The sequence below is a fragment of the Streptomyces sp. NBC_01431 genome (assembly GCF_036231355.1).
Taxonomy (GTDB): Bacteria; Actinomycetota; Actinomycetes; order Streptomycetales; family Streptomycetaceae; genus Streptomyces.
Map to the genome: position 1 here is coordinate 3,865,920 of NZ_CP109496.1, position 16,719 is coordinate 3,882,638.

Below are 16,719 nucleotides of genomic sequence, written 5' to 3' on the forward strand. Positions count from 1 at the left end.
TCACACGTCCAGTGTGACCGACCGCACTGACAACCGTCAGTTCTGCTGGGGGGAGGGGCCCTTGGCGGGCGGGCCGCCGCCGGCCGCGATCTCGAATTCGGCGCGCGGGTGTTCCAGCGAGCCGAGCGAGACGATCTCGCGTTTGAACAGTCCGGCCAGGGCCCATTCGGCCAGGACGCGGGCTTTGCGGTTGAACGTCGGGACGCGGCTCAAGTGGTAGACGCGGTGCATGAACCAGGCCGGGTAGCCCTTGAGTTTGCGTCCGTAGACGTGGGCGACGCCCTTGTGGAGGCCGAGGGAGGCGACCGAGCCCACGTAGGCGTGGCGGTACTCCTTGAGCGGGGCGCCGGCCAGGGCCGCGGCGACGTTCTCGGCGAGCACCCTCGCCTGGCGCACGGCGTGCTGGGCGTTGGGCGCGCACTCCTTGGCCTTCTCCTGCGACGTGAGGTCGGGGATGGCGGCGGCGTCGCCGGCCGCCCAGGCGTGATCGACGCCCTCGATCCGCAGGTCGGCGGCGCACCGGAGCCGACCGTGCTCGTTCAGGGGCAGGTCGGTGGCGGCGAGGATCGGGGCGGGCTTGACGCCGGCGGTCCACACGACGGTACGGGTGGGGAAGCGGGAGCCGTCGCTGAGGACGGCGACCCGGTTCTCGCACGTGTCGAGCCGGGTCTCCAGGCGTACGTCGATGTTGCGCGCGCGCAGCTCGCGGATCGCGTACCGGCCCATCTCCGCGCCGACCTCGGGCAGGATCTTGTCGCTGGCCTCGACCAGGATCCACTTCAGGTCCTCGGGCTTGATGTTGTGGTAGTACCGCGCGGTGTAGCGGGCCATGTCCTCCAGTTCGGCGAGCGCCTCGACGCCCGCGTAGCCGCCGCCGACGAAGACGAAGGTGAGCGCGGCGTCGCGGATCGCGGGGTCGCGCGTGGAGGAGGCGATGTCCATCTGCTCGATGACGTGGTTGCGCAGGCCGATGGCCTCCTCGACGGTCTTGAAGCCGATGGCGTGGTCGGCGAGACCGGGGATCGGCAGGGTGCGGGAGACCGAACCGGGTGCGATGACGAGTTCGTCGTACGCCAACTGGACGCCTCCGGTGCCGTCCTCGGGCGAGGCGAGGGTGGTGACGGTCGCGGTGCGTCCGGCGTGGTCGATCCGGTCGGCCCGGCCGATGACGATGCGGCACTTGTCCAGGACCCGGCGCAGCGGTACCACGACGTGGCGCGGGGAGATGTTTCCGGCCGCCGCCTCGGGCAGGAACGGCTGGTACGTCATGTAGGGATCGGGGGCGACCACGGTGATCTCGACGGTGCCGCTCTTCAGCCCGGCTCTCAGCTTCCGTTGCAGGCGCAGCGCTGTGTACATCCCGACGTATCCGCCGCCGACCACGAGAATGCGCGCAGGTTCTGTCACTACACCATGACGCAACGGGCCCCGGGCTTTGTCCACAGGCCCGACAGATTGTGTGACTGGAAGGCGTTGGTGCGGCGGCCGGGCCGTTCTCCCCGTCGACGGGAGATATGTGCAGGTCAGGGAGTGAGTGACACGTGATGTGTGGGGTCCGATTCCGTCAGGTTTCGGTCCTTGGTCCGATCGGGGGGCACACCGTGCGGAAGAACCCCTTCTGAATTGAGTCCGGCTCAACTATGTTCGTATCTCGTCGGGGTGTGGGTCACGGACCGGTCCTCGACTGTCAGGGCGGGGAGTCTCCGGGGGGAGACGTTATTACCGGGGGATAAATGCACATTCAGGACTCTCATTGGCAGACCGCCGTCGCGGCTTCCGACGGCAACGGCCGGATGGCCACTGGTCTGGGTGCGGGCGGATCGCGTTCCGCGCCGCTGCGGGTGGACGCCCAGCGCAATCTCGAACACGTGCTGCGCGCCGCGCGCGAGGTGTTCGGCGAGCTCGGTTACGGGGCGCCCATGGAGGACGTGGCTCGCCGGGCCAGGGTCGGTGTGGGCACCGTCTACCGGCGGTTCCCGAGCAAGGACGTGCTGGTGCGCCGGATAGCCGAGGAGGAGACCTCGCGGCTGACCGACCAGGCGCGCACGGCGCTCGGCCAGGAGGAGGAGCCGTGGTCGGCGCTCTCCCGGTTCCTGCGCACGTCGGTGGCCTCGGGCGCCGGGCGGCTGCTTCCGCCGCAGGTGCTGCGGGTCGGCGTCGACGCGGATGAGGTCGAGGCCGTACCGGACGGTGCCGACGAGGCGCGGGTGCCGCAGCAGCGCCAGGTCGGTTCGGCCGGACCGGTGATCGAGCAGGGGCCCGGCTGGGGCCGGATGATCGAGCCGCGTACGTCGCCCGAGCAGGAGCTCGACGACGCGGGTTCGGCCGAACTGCTCGAAGTGGTGGGCCAGTTGGTGGACCGTGCGCGGTCGGCCGGGGAGCTGCGCGGCGATGTGACCGTCGCCGATGTGCTCCTGGTGATAGCCACGGCGGCGCCCTCGCTGCCGGACGCCGCCCAGCAGGCCGCCGCGTCGTCGCGACTCCTCGACATCCTGCTGGAGGGGCTGCGATCGCGTCCGTCCTGATCCACCGACCGCGGTTCTGATCACCAACTTCCGTGTGGGACAAGGGAGTTGAGGACGGGGACGGGCGTCGGCGCCATCGTTGGCCGAGCCTTCGAACCTTCCCCGAAAGAGTGACGGCTAGCGCTCCGGTGCGGTAAGTCTCCCCGGATGAGTGGTTGCCGAGCCCGAGGGCTCGGCTCCGCTTGCGCTCTGTGGCACGCTTGCCCGGTGGTCGGGTCTGAGCGTGCTTACGGGAGCTTCCGCTATGGGCGTTGAAGAGCGGGACGAGTCGCGCTCAGACGGCGGCGGTCCGGAATCCGGCGGGCCGGGCGGTGCGCAACCGCCGTTCCGGCAGGTGCCGAACCAGGGCGGCCCCAGCGGCTCCCCGGGTGGTCCCGCGCCCATTCCCGGGCCGAGCTCCGGAGATTCCGCTTCCGCCGCAGGGGACGATGCCGAGCTGGGCGGGACCGTGCTGCCGGGGCCCTGGGGGCCCATGGACGGCATCGGCGATCCGGCCGCGAGCGTGCCGCCGCAGCGCGAGGGCGGGTTGCGCGAGGGCGCGGTCATCGAGATCGCGGAGGTCGGGAAGTCCGACGCCGATCTGATCCACGCGATGCGGACCGGTGACGACAGCGCGTACGAGGAGTTGTTCAGGCGCCACTCGGCCGCGGTGCGGCGCTACGCCCGCAGCTGCTGCCGGGACGCGCACACCGCGGACGACCTGACGGCGGAGGTCTTCGCGCGCACGCTCCAGGCGGTGCGCGGCGGGGCCGGGCCCGAACAGTCGGTGCGCGCCTACCTGATGACGACCGTGCGGCGGGTCGCGGCCTCCTGGACGCGGACCGCCAAGCGGGAGCAGTTGGTCGAGGACTTCGCGGTCTTCGCGCAGGAGGCCGCGCGCTCCTCGGAAGTGGCCGACGACGACACCATCGATCTCGGCGCCGATGTGCGGGCCATGCACGAGGCCGAGCAGACGCTGGCCATGCAGGCGTTCCGCTCGCTGCCGGAGCGCTGGCAGGCGGTGCTGTGGCACACCACCGTCGAGGAGGAGTCGCCGAGCGAGATCGCGCCGCTGTTCGGGCTCACCGCCAACGCCACGGCGGTCCTGGCCAGCCGGGCCAGGGAAGGCCTCAAGCAGGCCTACCTCCAGGCACATGTGTCGACAGCGCTGACCTCCGGCGGGGACTGCGCGCGCTATGCCGACCGGCTCGGCGCGTATGCGCGCGGCGGGCTGCGGATGCGGGCCGAGCGCGGGCTGAGCAAGCATCTGGAGGAGTGCGCGAACTGCCGGGTGGCGGTCGTGGAGCTCAAAGACGTCAACGCCGGGATTCCCGCGCTGCTTCCGGTCGCGGTCATCGGCTGGTTCGCCGCCGGGTTCTCGCTCAAGGCCGCGGGAGTCGTGGCGGGTGGCGCCGCCGGGGCCGCGGGTGCCGGTGCCGCGGCAGCCGCGACCGGCGGCGGTTCGTCCGGCGGTACGGCGGGGGGCGCCGCGGCCTCCGAGGGGCTCGGCGCCCCGGCCAAGGCCGGTATCGCGGCGGCGACCGCCGTCGCGGTGGCGGCGGGTGTCGTGTTCGCGCTGAGCGGCCACCACTCGGCGCCGCCGAAGCCCGACGCGAAGCCGCCCGCAGTGGTGCCGGTCGTGCCGCGGAAGCCGCCGCCCACGCCCGAGCCGCCCGCCCCGACCGCGCCGGCACCCACCCCACCGCCCAGGCCGGTGCACAAGCCGTCACCCCGGCCCACGCCGCCGAAGCCCGCCCCGCCCAAGCCGGCGCCGCCCCGCCCGACGCCGACTCCCAAGCCCACCCCGCCTCCCCCGCCGCCCGCCCCGACCGTGTACCGGGTGAACCGCCTGGCGTACGGGGTGTTCGGCGACGGCACCAAGCCGGAGGTGCGGCTCGGCGAGTCGAGCTGGCTGTGGCAGCGTTCGGGCGTGCGGATCGGCGACACGAGGTATCCGCACGGGGTGACCGTGCACGGCCGGTCCTCGGTGACCATCGACCTGAACCGCCAGTGCCGTACGTACGACGCCTACGCGGGCCTGGACCATCTCACGATGGAGCTCGGGGCGGTGCGGTTCTCGGTGTACGGGGACGGCACCAGGCTGTGGCAGTCGCCGGTCCTGCACGGCGGCGACCCGGCGGTACCGGTGCACGCCGACATCACGGGCCGCAGGACGATCCGGCTCGTCGCCGAACCGCAGGACGGTTTCAGCGGGGCGGCGCTGGCGGATTGGGCACGGTCGGAGATCAGCTGCCGGTGAGCAGGGCCCCGGGGGCGGGGCTGGGGGGCGGCCTTGACCGCAAGCTTGAGGGAAAGCTGCCGTCCCTGACGGCGAGGTGCCGGTCAAGGGGCCGGGGATGCCGCCGGGATCGCCGCCTCCAGGAGGGGTGGGATTTCCGGCGGGGTCAGCGCGGTGCCGGTGGCGTGCTCGGTTTCGTATGTCTCGGGGCTGAGCGCGCGGCGAGCTCGTACCGTGACGGATTCCTCCATCGCCAGCTCCGGTGCGGACCGCGGGATTCCGGCGCGCCAGGCAGTGGCCGCGGCCAGCACCCGTACTGCGCGGGCGTGTTCACCGAGGTCGCCGAGGAGCCGGGCCGCGCACTCGGCCAGGTGGGCGAGGACTCCTTCCGGGCACTCGGCGTCGGCCGCCGTGCGCAGAACTTCGGTTAGTTCCCGCAGACCCGCCGCGGGGCCGGACTCGGGCGGCGATGACGCGGGCGTTCAGGGCGCCGAGGGACGCGGTGAAGTGCGCGTGGACCGGGCCGCCCCGGCCGGCGTTACGGGCCCGGTCGCTCAGGGCGCGGGCGGTGGGGGTGTGGCCCCGGTCCAGGGCGATGGCGGCGAGCACGGAGTGGATGTACGGCAGGGCGTCGGGCGTCCGGTACCGCTCCGCCTCCGCCTCCGCTTCGGCGAGTGCCTTCTCGGCGGACTCCATGTCGCCGGTGCGGTAGGCGAGTTCGCCGAGGCGGGTGGTGAGGAACGGGGTCTCGTGGTGGGCGCCCACCTCGCGGGCGAGGTGCAGCGCCTCCTCATACGCGGAGCGCGCCTGCTCGGGCCGGCCGCGCAGCATCGCGGCCTCTGCGGTGGCGCCGGCGACCTGGGCGCGTACCCAGCGGTCTCCGACGCGGTGGCCCAGTTCGCGCAGTTCGGCCAGGTCTGCGTCGATGCCGTCGAGGCCGCCCGGGGTGTCGACGGTGAGGTGGACGCGGAACATCAGCGCCACGCTGAGCGCCCAGTCGTCACCGTGGCGGCGGCAGTTGGCGATGACGGCGTCGACCAGCTCGCGCAGGCCGTACGGGGTGTCGGTGAGGAAGGCCGTGAACGGCCACAGCAGCCCCGGAAAGTGGGACGCCTGCGGTCCGCCTGCCTCGAAGACCGCCCGCAGCTGCCCGAGCCGGGCCTTCGCGGCCGGCGTTTCGAGCTCCTCGGCGGAGGCGGTTTCGGCGAGCAGGAAGTAGTGGAGCAGGTCGAGGTGCAGCCGGGGCCAGTAGCGGGGGTCGCGCTCGTCGGAGGGGGCGGGCGAGAGCGAGGCAATGGCCCGCGTCCAGGCGACGCCCTCGGCCCGGTAGTCCCGCAGCCACCAGAACCACCCCATGGCGAGGGCGAGTTCGGTGGCGACGAGTTCGTCCGGGAAGGGTTCGTCGCGGGCCGGTTCGGAAGGGGCGCGTCCGTCGGGGGCGCGTCCGTCGGGGGGCGACGTGGGGGTGGGAGCGGCGGGCGGCAGCGGGGAAGCGGCCGGGGCGGATGGAGCGGGTGGGGTGGCTGAGGCCGGGCCCGTACCCACGGCGGCCGATGCCCCACTGGCCGGGGCCACCGCCGTGGTTGTTCGGCGCAGGACGGCGCGGATGTTGTCCAGGTCCGTCTCCAGGCGGCGGATCCACGGGAGTTGCTCGTGCGCACGGATGTGGGGTTCGGCGCGGAGGGCCAGTTCACGGTAGTAGGCCGCGTGGGCGTCGGCCGCCTCGCGCAGCGTCTCGGGGGTCTGGTCGGCCCGCTCGGCGGCGTACTCGTGGATCGTCTCCAGCATGCGGTAGCGCATGCCGCTGCCGTCGTCCGCGGGGACCGCGATGACCAGGGACTTGTCGACCAGGGCCGCGAGATCGTCGGTGCTGCCGCAGACCGCCTGCGCGGCGGCGAGGTCCCAACCGCCCGCGAAGACGGAGGCGCGGCGCAGGACGGTGCGTTCGGGTTCTTCCAGCAGGTCCCAGGACCAGTCCACGACGGCCCGCAGGGTTTGCTGGCGGGGCAGTACGGTGCGGCTGCCGCCGGTGAGCAGGCGGAATCGGTCATCGAGGCGGTCGGCTATCTGACGCGCGGTCAGCATCCGGAGCCGGGCGGCGGCCAGTTCGATGGCGAGCGGGAGCCCGTCGAGGCGTCCGCAGATTTCGGCGACGGCCTCGGGGTCGGCGCCGGGATCGAAGCCTGGGCGTACGGTGCGGGCGCGTTCGGCGAAGAGCCGGTGGGCCGGAGCGGGCGGCAGCGGCCCGACCGGGCGGACCGCCTCGCCGGGTACGCCGAGGGGCTCGCGGCTGGTGGCGAGGATGCGGAGGTTCGGACAGTGGGTGAGCAGCGTCTCGGCGAGCCGGGCGGCGGCGTCGATGACGTGCTCGCAGTTGTCGAGGACGAGCAGGGTGCTCGGGCGCCGCGAGAGGTCGTCGATGAGGCGGGCGGTCGGGTCGTCGGGCGCGGCCCCCTGGCCTTCCCGCACCAGCAGGGTCGTCTCGCGCAGCCCGAGCGCGGAGACAACGGCACCGGGCACGGCCTGGGGCTGCTCCAGGGAGGCGAGCTCCACCAGCCAGGCGGAGGTCACGAGGGCGCGCCTGGGTCGACCCGCGTCGATGCGGTCGCGTTCGTTCGTTGTCAGGGTTTCGGACGCCGCGCGTTCCGCCAAGCGGGTCTTTCCCGTGCCGCCGGGACCGGTCAGGGTGACCAGGCGGGATGCGCTCAACTCTTCCTGAATCCATGCCAGTTCGGGCTCTCGGCCCACGAACGAGGTCAGGCGGGGGCGGATGTTGCCCGTGGCGGTCGGCGGGGCGGGGGCGGCGGGCGACTCCTCCAGCAACTCGGCGTGCAGTGCCGTCAGTTCGGGGCCCGGGTCGGTGCCGAGGGAGTCGGCCAGGGTGCGGCGGGTCGTCTCGTACGCGGCGAGGGCGTCCGCCCGGCGGCCCTCGGCCCGCAGCGTACGGATCAGCTGGGCGTGCAGCGTTTCGTCGTACGGGTGCGAGGCGAGCAGTTCCGTCAGCTCGGCGAGCAGCGGTGCGGTGGCCCCGCGCCTGAGGTCGGCCTCGATGCGGTTGCGCAGGGCGGCTCGGCGCTGGGCCTCGGGGCGTGCGGCGGCGTCGCGTTCGGGGAGGTCCGCGAGGGCCGGGCCGCGCCACAGCGCGAGGGCGGCACGCAGGGTGCGGGCCGCGGACTCGGGGTCGCCCGCGGCGAGCTGGGCGGCCCCCTCGGCGGCCCGCTCCTCGAACGCGTACAGGTCGATCTCGTGCGGCGCCGCGGCCAGTTGGTAGCCCGCCGGGCCGGACTCGACGGCCGCCCTGCCCAGGACGCGGCGGAGCCGGCCGACGAGGGCCTGAAGGGCCGCGGGCGCGTCCTGCGGCGGATCGTTTGCCCATATGTCGTCGATCAGCGCGGATACGGGGACGGGGCGCGCGGGGTGGAGCGCGAGCGCGGCCAGCAGGGCGCGCACGCGGGGCCCGCCGAGGGGGACGGCGGTGCCGGTGTCGTCTCGCGCCTCGGTGACGCCCAGGATCAGGTACCGCACCCACCCATTGTGACGTGGGCGGGGCGCGTCCGGCGTGGGCTTTCCCCTCCGCGACACCCGCCATGCCTGCGGGAACTTGCCCGCGCCCCTCTCAAGACCGCAGCGTAGGCCGCCTCGGTGGGGTCACCCCGCCCGCCACCGCGCGCTGCCGCGGCGCTGCCGTGCCCGTCCAGCAGGTGCCGCGGCGGGACAGCAGACGGCGGAGCCAGAGCTCTGTGGAGATCAGGTCGGCCAGGCCGTCCAGGGGAAGCGGGTCGCCCGCGGCCGCGGAGCGGACGGCCCGGCGGACCGTGCGGGCCTCGATCAGGCCCGCGTCCGCGAGCAGCGGGGCTTCGAAGAGGGCGACCAGCGGGTCGGCGGCCAGGCGCAGGCCCGCTCGGGCGGCGGCCGCCGAAGGGGCATGGGAAGGGGCGCCCCAGCCGGGCGGCAGGTCACGCACCCCGGATGCCGAAAGCACCGTACGCAGGATCGTGGCGCGGGCGCCCGGCTGGACGCGCAGGGATTCGGGCAGTGCGCGGCAGGCGCGGACGACCTGGTTGTCGAGGAAGGGCGCGTGCAGGCGCTGGCTGCGCACCTCGGCGGCCTGTTCCAGGATGCGGTGGTCGGCGGCGTAGCGGGCGAGGGCCGCCGAGGCGCGGGCTTCGCCGGGGCGCTGCGAGGGGGCCGGGCGGGTCGCCGAGGCCATCAGGCGAACCGATACTTCGGCGAGTGCTTCCCCGGTGAGCCAGCGGGCCGCCGGGCCGGGGCGGGTCCACGACAGTGCGGCCAGGGAGATCGACAGGGGGCTTCCCGGGTCGTCGAACTGGGGCTCGCGCAGGGCGTCGGCGGCCGATTCGATGCCGGTGCGGTAGGGCGTACGGGCCAGGCGGCGGGCGGCGCGGTAGACCGTGAGCGGGACGAAGAGGGAGTTCGCCGAGGGGCCGCCCGCCTTCGCCAGAGCGGTGGCGGGCCGGAGCAGATGACGTCTTTGACGGTCCATCAAAAGATCGGCCAGGCGCGCCGGATGGGCGTCCAGGACCTGGCGTGCGCCGCTGCCGGTGAAGTGGTCGGCGCTGCCCGCGAGCAGGCGGCGCCGGTGGCGGGCGGCGGTGATCAGCGAGGGACCGGGCTCGTCGGTGAGCGGACCCTCCAACTCGGCGTACGGGAGCGAGTCTTCGGAGCCGGTGACGACGACGTGGTGCAGGCGCGGGTTGGCGGCCATCGCGCCGGCCCGCTCCAGTTCGGCCTGGCGGCCCGCGCCCGGCACGGCGAGGTCGTTGAAGGTGACGGCGAGCAGCCGCTCGCCCGCCCCGGTGCCGTGGCCGAGGACCGTGCCGGGTACGCCGGGCAGTCCGGCGGCGAGCAGGGCGAGAGTGGCGGAGGCGGGCCCGCCGGAGAGGTCGGACCCTATGCCGGGCGCCGGGCCCCCGCGGGCCGCGCGCCGCTCGGCCGGGCCCATGCCGGGGACCGGGCCGGGGTCGGGCGGCAGGGTCTCGGGGGCGTGCCGGGGCGCGGTGAGTCTGGCCCGTACCGCCGACACCAGCGCGTCGCGTACGCCCTCCACGGCGGCGGCGGGCGCCAGTTGGGGCGCGGCCACCGCGAGCGAGGCGAACGGCTCGTACCCGGTGATCTCGCGTGAGCCCTCGCGCAGGACGAGAGCGTGGCCGGGCGGGATCCGCCGGACCCCCGCGTACGGGGTGGAGTCGCCGAGCGCCTCGGGCACGTCGGGGCAGGCGAGCAGGGCGGCGAGGTGTCCGATGTCGAGCTGGGCCTCGATGAGGTCGGCGAGCGGAAGTGCCGCCGTTCCGTAGGCGGTTCCGCCCGCCCAGGGCGTGTAGAAGACGGGCCGGGCCCCGGCGAGGTCGCCGACGACGGTGACGCGACGGGCGACTTGGGCGACGGCCGTGTAGCTGCCGGGCCAGGCGGAGAGGTGGCGCAGTGCGCCCCCGCGCGCGGCGAACAGGCCGACCCTGAGCTCCTCGTCGGTGGCGGCGCAGCAGCCGAGGACCGCGAGGCGGGTGTCGGCGCCGACGCTGACCACCCTGATCTCGTCGGGGCGCCAGTCCCCCACCGCCCACAGCGGATCCGGGTCGCCCCACAGGAGTTGGGCGCCGACGGGGTGGACGGTGCGGCCCTCCTCGGGCTCGCCGATGGAACCGGCCGTACCGTAGCCGGACGGTCCGTGGGCGGCCGTTCCATAGCCGGACGGCCCGTCGGCGGCTGTTCCGTACGCGGCCGTACCGTGGGCGGCCGATCCGTACGCAGCCGTACCGTGGGCGGAGCCCGTGCGGAAACTCGCGGCGACGCTGCTCCACCCCACCAACCACCGCATCGCCGCCTCCACAGGCTGTGGACAACTCGTGGACAACATTCAGCACGGACCAAACGGGTCCGGGACCCCATGCTGCCACGACAACGGCGCCCGGGAGGGGCCCCGGGGAGCGCCCGCACCAAGTCAATTCGCCCTGCCGGGTGGCCGATTGATGTCGCTGCCGGGGCGCACGGGGCAGCGCCCGGGTGATGGCGGGCGCCCTCGCAAGGCATGGAGCGACGGTCGATATCCAGCCATTCTCGGGCGGCTGGAGCTTCGCCGCCACCGGCTTCGGGGACACAGAAAACAACAGTCCGGGAGGCGCTGTCCGCCTCCCGGACCGGTCCGCCGCCCGCGGGGATTGAGGCGGCGGTGTCCCCCAGCCCGCTGGATCCAGTGCAGCGGGCCGACCCACGCACCACACATGGAAGCGCTCCCTTGGTGGACCAGCGAGAGCGCACGGCCGGGCGCACGGCCACACGGCGGGAGCGCGACGGCGGTCGGCCCCGCCGCACCACCGGCGCAACACCGGCCGCGATCCGACCCCGGCCACAGGTGTCGGCGGCCGTTCGTACGGAAAGCAATCTCGCCATACGGAAGACCGCCTCTTAACGGTAGGGATGCGGCGAACTACGCTGTGTTTACTGCTGTTCTCCACGGGTGGCATATTCCCGGGGGCTCGGCCACATGCTTTTGCGGCCGACGAACCGGACACCACACCGCCCGGGGGACGCCGTCTGTGTCGAGGGGTGGCGCATGTCCAGGGAGCAACGCGGGCCGAACGAGAAGCTCGGCACCGTTCTCGCCCTCGCGGGAATCAGCAACGCGGGCCTCGCGCGTCGGGTCAACGACCTCGGCGCGCAACGCGGTCTGACCCTTCGCTACGACAAGACCTCCGTGGCCCGGTGGGTCTCCAAGGGCATGGTGCCTCAGGGCGCCGCGCCCCATCTGATCGCGGCGGCGATCGGCGCCAAGCTGGGCCGGCCCGTCCCACTGCACGAAATCGGCCTCGCGGACGCGGACCCGGCCCCCGAGGTCGGCCTCGCCTTTCCGCGCGACGTGTCCGAGGCTGTGCGCTCGGCGACCGACCTGTACCGGCTGGATCTGGCCGGGCGGCGGGCCGGCAGCGGCGGCATCTGGCAGTCACTGGCCGGTTCCTTCGCGGTCAGCGCGTACGCGACGCCCGCCTCCCGGTGGCTCATAACCCCCGCCGACTCCTCGGTGGCCCGCGGCGCCGAACCGGGCGATCTGCCACCACTGAAAGTCGGCCACAGCGATGTCGCCAAGCTGCGCGAGGCGGCCGAGGACGCGCGCAGGTGGGACTCCAAGTACGGCGGGGGCGACTGGCGTTCGTCCATGGTCCCCGAATGCTTACGCGTCGACGCCGCCCCGCTGCTGCTCGGCTCCTACAGCGACGAGGTGGGGCGCGGCCTGTTCGGCGCGACCGCCGAACTGACCAGGCTCGCCGGGTGGATGGCCTTCGACACCGGCCAGCAGGAAGCCGCCCAGCGCTACTACATCCAGGCGCTGCGCCTCGCCCGCGCCGCGGCCGACGTACCGCTCGGCGGATACGTACTGGCCTCGATGTCGCTCCAGGCCACCTACCGCGGCTTCGCCGACGAGGGCGTCGACCTCGCGCAGGCTGCCGTCGAACGCAACCGGGGCCTCGCCACCGCCCGCACCATGTCCTTCTTCCGCCTGGTGGAGGCGCGCGCCCACGCCAAGGCCGGCGACGGGCACCCGGCGGAGGCCGCGCTGAAGGCGGCCGAGTCCTGGCTCGAGCGCTCACGGGACGGCGACTGCGACCCGTCCTGGCTCGGCTTCTACTCCTACGACCGCTTCGCGGCGGACGCGGCCGAGTGCTACCGCGACCTGAAGGCGCCCCGGCAGGTGCGCCGCTTCACCGAGCAGGCGCTTTCGCGGCCCACCGAGGAGTTCGTCCGCTCGCACGGGCTGCGCCTGGTGGTGAGCGCGGTCGCCGAGCTGGAGTCGGGGAACCTGGACGCGGCGTGCGCGGCGGGCACCCGGGCGGTGGAGGTGGCGGGCCGCATCTCCTCGGCCCGCACCACCGAGTACGTACGCGATCTGCTGCACCGCCTGGAGCCGTACGGGGACGAGCCGCGGGTGGCCGAGCTGCGCGAGCGGGCCAGGCCCCTCCTGGTGACCCCGGCTTAGATCACTTCCACCGGGCGTTTACCGGGATTGTCAGTGGGTCAGTGCAGTATGTGGAGGAGGAGGTCCGGGGCGGTCCCCCGGACAGGACGCGGCCGGGGCGGGAGGTGTGTGGGTGACGACGTACGACTGCGACGTGCTGGTGGTCGGCGGCGGAATCGTCGGCCTGTCGACGGCCTACGCGCTCAGCCAGGCCTCACCCGGCACCCGGGTGGTGGTCCTGGAGAAGGAGAGCGGCCCCGCCCGGCACCAGACCGGGCGCAACAGCGGCGTCATCCACAGCGGCATCTACTACCGGCCGGGCTCGCTCAAGGCGCGCTTCGCGGTGCGGGGCGCGGCCGAGATGGTGGAGTTCTGCGCGCGGCACGGCATCGCGCACGAGGTCACCGGCAAGCTGATCGTGGCGACCGAGCGCGCCGAACTGCCGCGGCTGCACGCCTTGGTCCAGCGCGGCCGCGAGCACGGCATCCCGGTGCGGGAGCTGGGCCCGGCGCAGATAGCGGAGTACGAGTCGGAGGTCCGTGGCCTCGCCGCGATCCATGTCGGCACGACCGGGGTGTGCGACTACCGGGCGGTGGCGGCCCGCCTCGCCGAGCTCTCGGGCGCCGAGGTGCGGTACGGGGCGGAGGTCGTCCGGATCGCACGGCGCCCCTCGCACGGCGTCGCGTTGCGCACGGCGGACGGCACGGTGCTGCGCGCGCGGACCCTGGTGAACTGCGCGGGTCTGCACAGCGACCGGGTGGCCCGGCTCGCGGGTGACGAGCCGGGGGTGCGGATCGTGCCGTTCCGCGGCGAGTACTACGAGCTGGCCCGGCCCGGCCTGGTCAAGGGGCTCGTGTACCCGGTGCCCGACCCGGCGTTCCCGTTCCTCGGCGTCCACCTCACGCGGGGTGTGGACGGCTCGGTCCACGTCGGCCCCAACGCCGTGCCGGCCGCGGCCCGCGAGGGCTACGACTGGCGGACGGTGCGCCCCGGCGACCTCGCCGGCACCCTCGCATGGCCCGGCACCTGGCACATAGCCCGCAGACACTGGCGGTACGGCGCGGGCGAGCTGCACCGCTCGCTCTCCAAGCGCGCCTTCACCGACGCGGTACGCCGACTGCTCCCCGCCGTCGAGGAATCCGACCTGCGCACGGCCCCGGCCGGCGTCCGAGCCCAGGCGGTCCTGCGCGACGGCACCCTGGTGGACGACTTCCTGATCCGCGAAGCCCCCCGCACAGTCCACATCCTGAACGCCCCAAGCCCAGCGGCAACAGCCTCCCTCCCGATCGGAAGAGAAGTAGCGAAGAGAATCCTGGCAACGCTGGACGCCGTATAAACCCCGCGCACAGACGGCCCGCCCAATCAGGGGCGCGGGGAACTGCGCGACCAACCACCAACGGCCCGCACCCAACGCAGACGGTCAAGCACAACAGGGGCGCGGGGAACTGCGCGACCAGCCACAGACGGCCCGCACCCGACCGAACAGACGCGGAAGCGGCTCGCGGTCCGGGGTCCGGGGTCCGGGGCAGAGCACCGAAAGGGGTGCGGGGGTGCAGCCCCGCATGGTCTGGGGCGGGCGGGCCCGGGGCTCAGCCGATCCAACCCCCGTCACGGGCGGGCGGGTGAGAGAACCGCCCCCGGGTCACGCCAGCGCCCCGAGCACCCCCGCCCACGTAGAATCGGCCGCATTGTGTCTGAGCAGCCCCGCACCCCAGAATCCCCCGCCCCGGCCCCGGCAGCCGAAAAGGTCCTGCCGCGCGACAAAGCGCCCCGCTTCCCCGGCGGCCCCGCCGCAGACCCGGCCGGCTCGCACCACGAACGCCGCATCCGCAGCTTCCAGCCCCGCCGCAGCCGCGTCACCACCGGCCAGGGTGAGTACCTGGAGCGGCTCTGGCCCGTGTGGGGCTTCGACATCGACGGCATGCGGAAGATCGACCCGGCCGCGCTGTTCGACGGGCTTCCCGTCGTCCTCGAAATCGGCTTCGGCATGGGTGAGGCCACCGCGCAGATGGCTGCGGAGGACCCGTCGACCGGCATCCTCGCCGTGGACGTGCACACCCCCGGCCAGGGCAACCTCCTCGGCCTCGCCGAGCGGGCCGGCCTGACCAACATCCGCGTGGCCAACGGCGACGCGATCATCCTGCTGCGCGAGATGCTGGAGCCGGACGCCCTGGACGGGATGCGCGTGTACTTCCCGGACCCCTGGCCCAAGAAGCGCCATCACAAGCGCCGCCTGATCCAGCCCGAGTTCCTCTCGCTCGCCGCGACCCGGATGAAGCCCGGCGCCGTACTGCACTGCGCGACGGACTGGGAGGAGTACGCCGAGCAGATGCTCGACGTGCTGAGCGCGCACCCGGACTTCGAGAACACCGTGGAGGGCGGCGGCTACGCGCCGCGGCCCGCGTTCCGGCCGCTGACCCGGTTCGAGGGCCAGGGGCTCGACAAGGGGCACGTGGTGCACGACCTCCTGTTCCGCCGGGTCGGGCGCAGCGCGTAGTGCAGGCACCGTCGCGGATTGTCAGTGACCCTCGTTAGGGTCGTCTGGTGTCCTTCGAGCCGCTACCGCATCGCCCGTACCCCGGGCAGCCGCCCCAACAGGCCGACCCGGCCTTTCCGGGACGGCCGGTTCCGGCGTGCGCGGACGAGCCACGGTTCGACGCGGTGCCCGACCGGGCGAAGTGGCGCTACCGGCCGCGCCGGGACTTCTGGCGCTCCAAGGCGGTCCGCGCGGGCGCGCTGATCACCCTGCTCGCGCTGTGCGGTCTGGTCATCCTCGCGCTCGTCCGGGCACAGACCGGCACGGAGGGCTTCCTGGTGGGGCTCGGCCTCGCGGTTTTGCCGGTGCCGCTGCTCGGCGCCGCGTTCCGCTGGCTGGACCGGGTGGACCCGGGCCCTTGGCGCAACCTGTTCTTCGCCCTGGCGTGGGGCGCCTGCGCCGCCGCGCTGGTGGCGATCATCGCCAACTCGTTCGCGACGCGCTGGATAGCCACGGCCACCGCCGACCCCTCATCGGCCGATCACCTGGGCGCGAGCGTCATAGCCCCGATCGTCGAGGAGAGCGCGAAGGCGGCGGCCGTCCTGCTGCTGTTCCTGTTCCGCAGACGGGACTTCACGGGGATCGTCGACGGCGTGGTCTTCGCCGGTTTCACCGCGACCGGCTTCGCCTTCACCGAGAACATCCTGTACCTGGGCAACGCCTTCGGCGAGGACCAGGCGAGCCACACCGGGGGTTCGACCACAGCGGCGACCTTCTTCGTACGGGTCGTCATGTCGCCCTTCGCGCATCCCCTGTTCACCGTGCTCACCGGCATCGGCTTCGGCGTGGCCGCGCTGTCGCCGCCCGGCAGACGGCTGCGCCGCATCATGTTCCCGATGCTCGGTCTGCTGCTGGCGATGGGCATGCACGCCCTGTGGAACAGCTCGACGCTGTTCGGGCCGTACGGCTTCTACATCGTGTACGGGGCCTTCATGGTGCCGGTGTTCGGGCTGCTCACCTGGCTCGCGATATGGAGCCGACAGCGCGAGTTGCGTACGGTCGCCGCCGAGCTGCCCGCGTACGCGGCGGCCGGCTGGCTGGGGCCCGCTGAGCCGCTCGCGCTGTCCTCGATGCGGGCGCGCGCGACCGCGCGGGACTTCGCGCACCGGACTTTCGGCGGGAAGCCGGCGGCTCGGACGGTCGCCGAGTACGAGGCGTTCGCGACCTCGCTCGCCTTCTTGCGGCACCGCGCCTACCGGAGTCCGGGCGCGATGGGCCCGGCCCCGGATTTCACGGCCCGCGAGCAGGAGCTCCTCCACCATCTGTGGGAGCGCAAGCCGGTCGCGGCCCCGGCGCTGCTGTACGCGGCGGGGGCGACGGGCCGCATCTGGATACCGCCGCAGTTCGCCCCGCCGCACCCCTACGTCCAGCACGCGCAGTACGCGCAGTACGCGCAGTACGCGCCGTACGGACAGCAGGCCCCGCTGCCGGGTCCGGCGCAGTACAACCCCTACCTACGCTGAGGCGCGCA

10 protein-coding genes are annotated in these 16,719 nt (G+C 73.7%); 6 read left to right on the forward strand and 4 right to left on the reverse strand.

The features are described from left to right. Nucleotides 1-36: 36 nt before the first annotated feature. Entirely contained in the window at nucleotides 37-1,407 is a 1,371-nt protein-coding gene (locus tag OG522_RS17770; RefSeq protein WP_329463955.1) for an NAD(P)/FAD-dependent oxidoreductase, read from the reverse strand. A gap of 326 nt (nucleotides 1,408-1,733) precedes the next feature. On the opposite strand from OG522_RS17770, the gene OG522_RS17775 reads away from it, so the two are divergent. Beyond that, nucleotides 1,734-2,525, forward strand: a complete 792-nt coding sequence (locus tag OG522_RS17775; RefSeq protein WP_329463956.1) for a TetR/AcrR family transcriptional regulator — start codon at nucleotides 1,734-1,736, stop codon at nucleotides 2,523-2,525. A 244-nt stretch (nucleotides 2,526-2,769) separates the two neighbouring features. Then, a complete protein-coding gene (locus OG522_RS17780) occupies nucleotides 2,770-4,764 on the forward strand; it encodes a sigma-70 family RNA polymerase sigma factor (protein ID WP_329463957.1) in 1,995 nt (664 codons plus the stop codon). Nucleotides 4,765-4,847: 83 nt separating this feature from the next. On the opposite strand, the gene OG522_RS17785 is transcribed toward OG522_RS17780, so the two are convergent. The 3 genes from OG522_RS17785 to OG522_RS17795 form a co-directional block, all read right to left on the reverse strand. Further along, nucleotides 4,848-4,994 (reverse strand): hypothetical protein, encoded by a 147-nt coding sequence (locus OG522_RS17785; RefSeq protein ID WP_329463958.1) that lies wholly within the window; start codon nucleotides 4,992-4,994, stop codon nucleotides 4,848-4,850. Nucleotides 4,995-5,073: 79 nt separating this feature from the next. Then, nucleotides 5,074-8,268 carry an ATP-binding protein gene (locus OG522_RS17790; RefSeq protein WP_329463959.1) on the reverse strand — a complete coding sequence of 1,065 codons (3,195 nt, stop codon included), beginning with the start codon at nucleotides 8,266-8,268 and terminating at the stop codon, nucleotides 5,074-5,076. A gap of 91 nt (nucleotides 8,269-8,359) precedes the next feature. Further along, nucleotides 8,360-10,579: an asparagine synthase-related protein gene (locus tag OG522_RS17795; protein WP_329463960.1), complete on the reverse strand. Its 2,220-nt coding sequence runs from the start codon at nucleotides 10,577-10,579 to the stop codon at nucleotides 8,360-8,362. 735 nt (nucleotides 10,580-11,314) lie between these two features. Here OG522_RS17795 and OG522_RS17800 point away from each other — a divergent pair. The 4 genes from OG522_RS17800 to OG522_RS17815 all read left to right on the forward strand — a co-directional run bounded on the left by OG522_RS17800 (nucleotide 11,315) and on the right by OG522_RS17815 (nucleotide 16,711). Next, nucleotides 11,315-12,733 (forward strand): MFS transporter, encoded by a 1,419-nt coding sequence (locus OG522_RS17800; RefSeq protein WP_329463961.1) that lies wholly within the window; start codon nucleotides 11,315-11,317, stop codon nucleotides 12,731-12,733. Nucleotides 12,734-12,845: 112 nt separating this feature from the next. Further along, the gene (lhgO, locus tag OG522_RS17805) at nucleotides 12,846-14,048 is read left to right on the forward strand and encodes an L-2-hydroxyglutarate oxidase (protein ID WP_329463962.1); all 1,203 of its coding nucleotides are present in this window, start codon (nucleotides 12,846-12,848) and stop codon (nucleotides 14,046-14,048) included. A 414-nt stretch (nucleotides 14,049-14,462) separates the two neighbouring features. After that, entirely contained in the window at nucleotides 14,463-15,209 is a 747-nt protein-coding gene (gene trmB / locus OG522_RS17810; RefSeq protein WP_329467637.1) for a tRNA (guanosine(46)-N7)-methyltransferase TrmB, read from the forward strand. Between the two features lie 47 nt (nucleotides 15,210-15,256). Then, a complete protein-coding gene (locus tag OG522_RS17815; RefSeq protein WP_443074712.1) occupies nucleotides 15,257-16,711 on the forward strand; it encodes a PrsW family intramembrane metalloprotease in 1,455 nt (484 codons plus the stop codon). The last annotated feature ends 8 nt before the right edge of the window (nucleotides 16,712-16,719 follow it).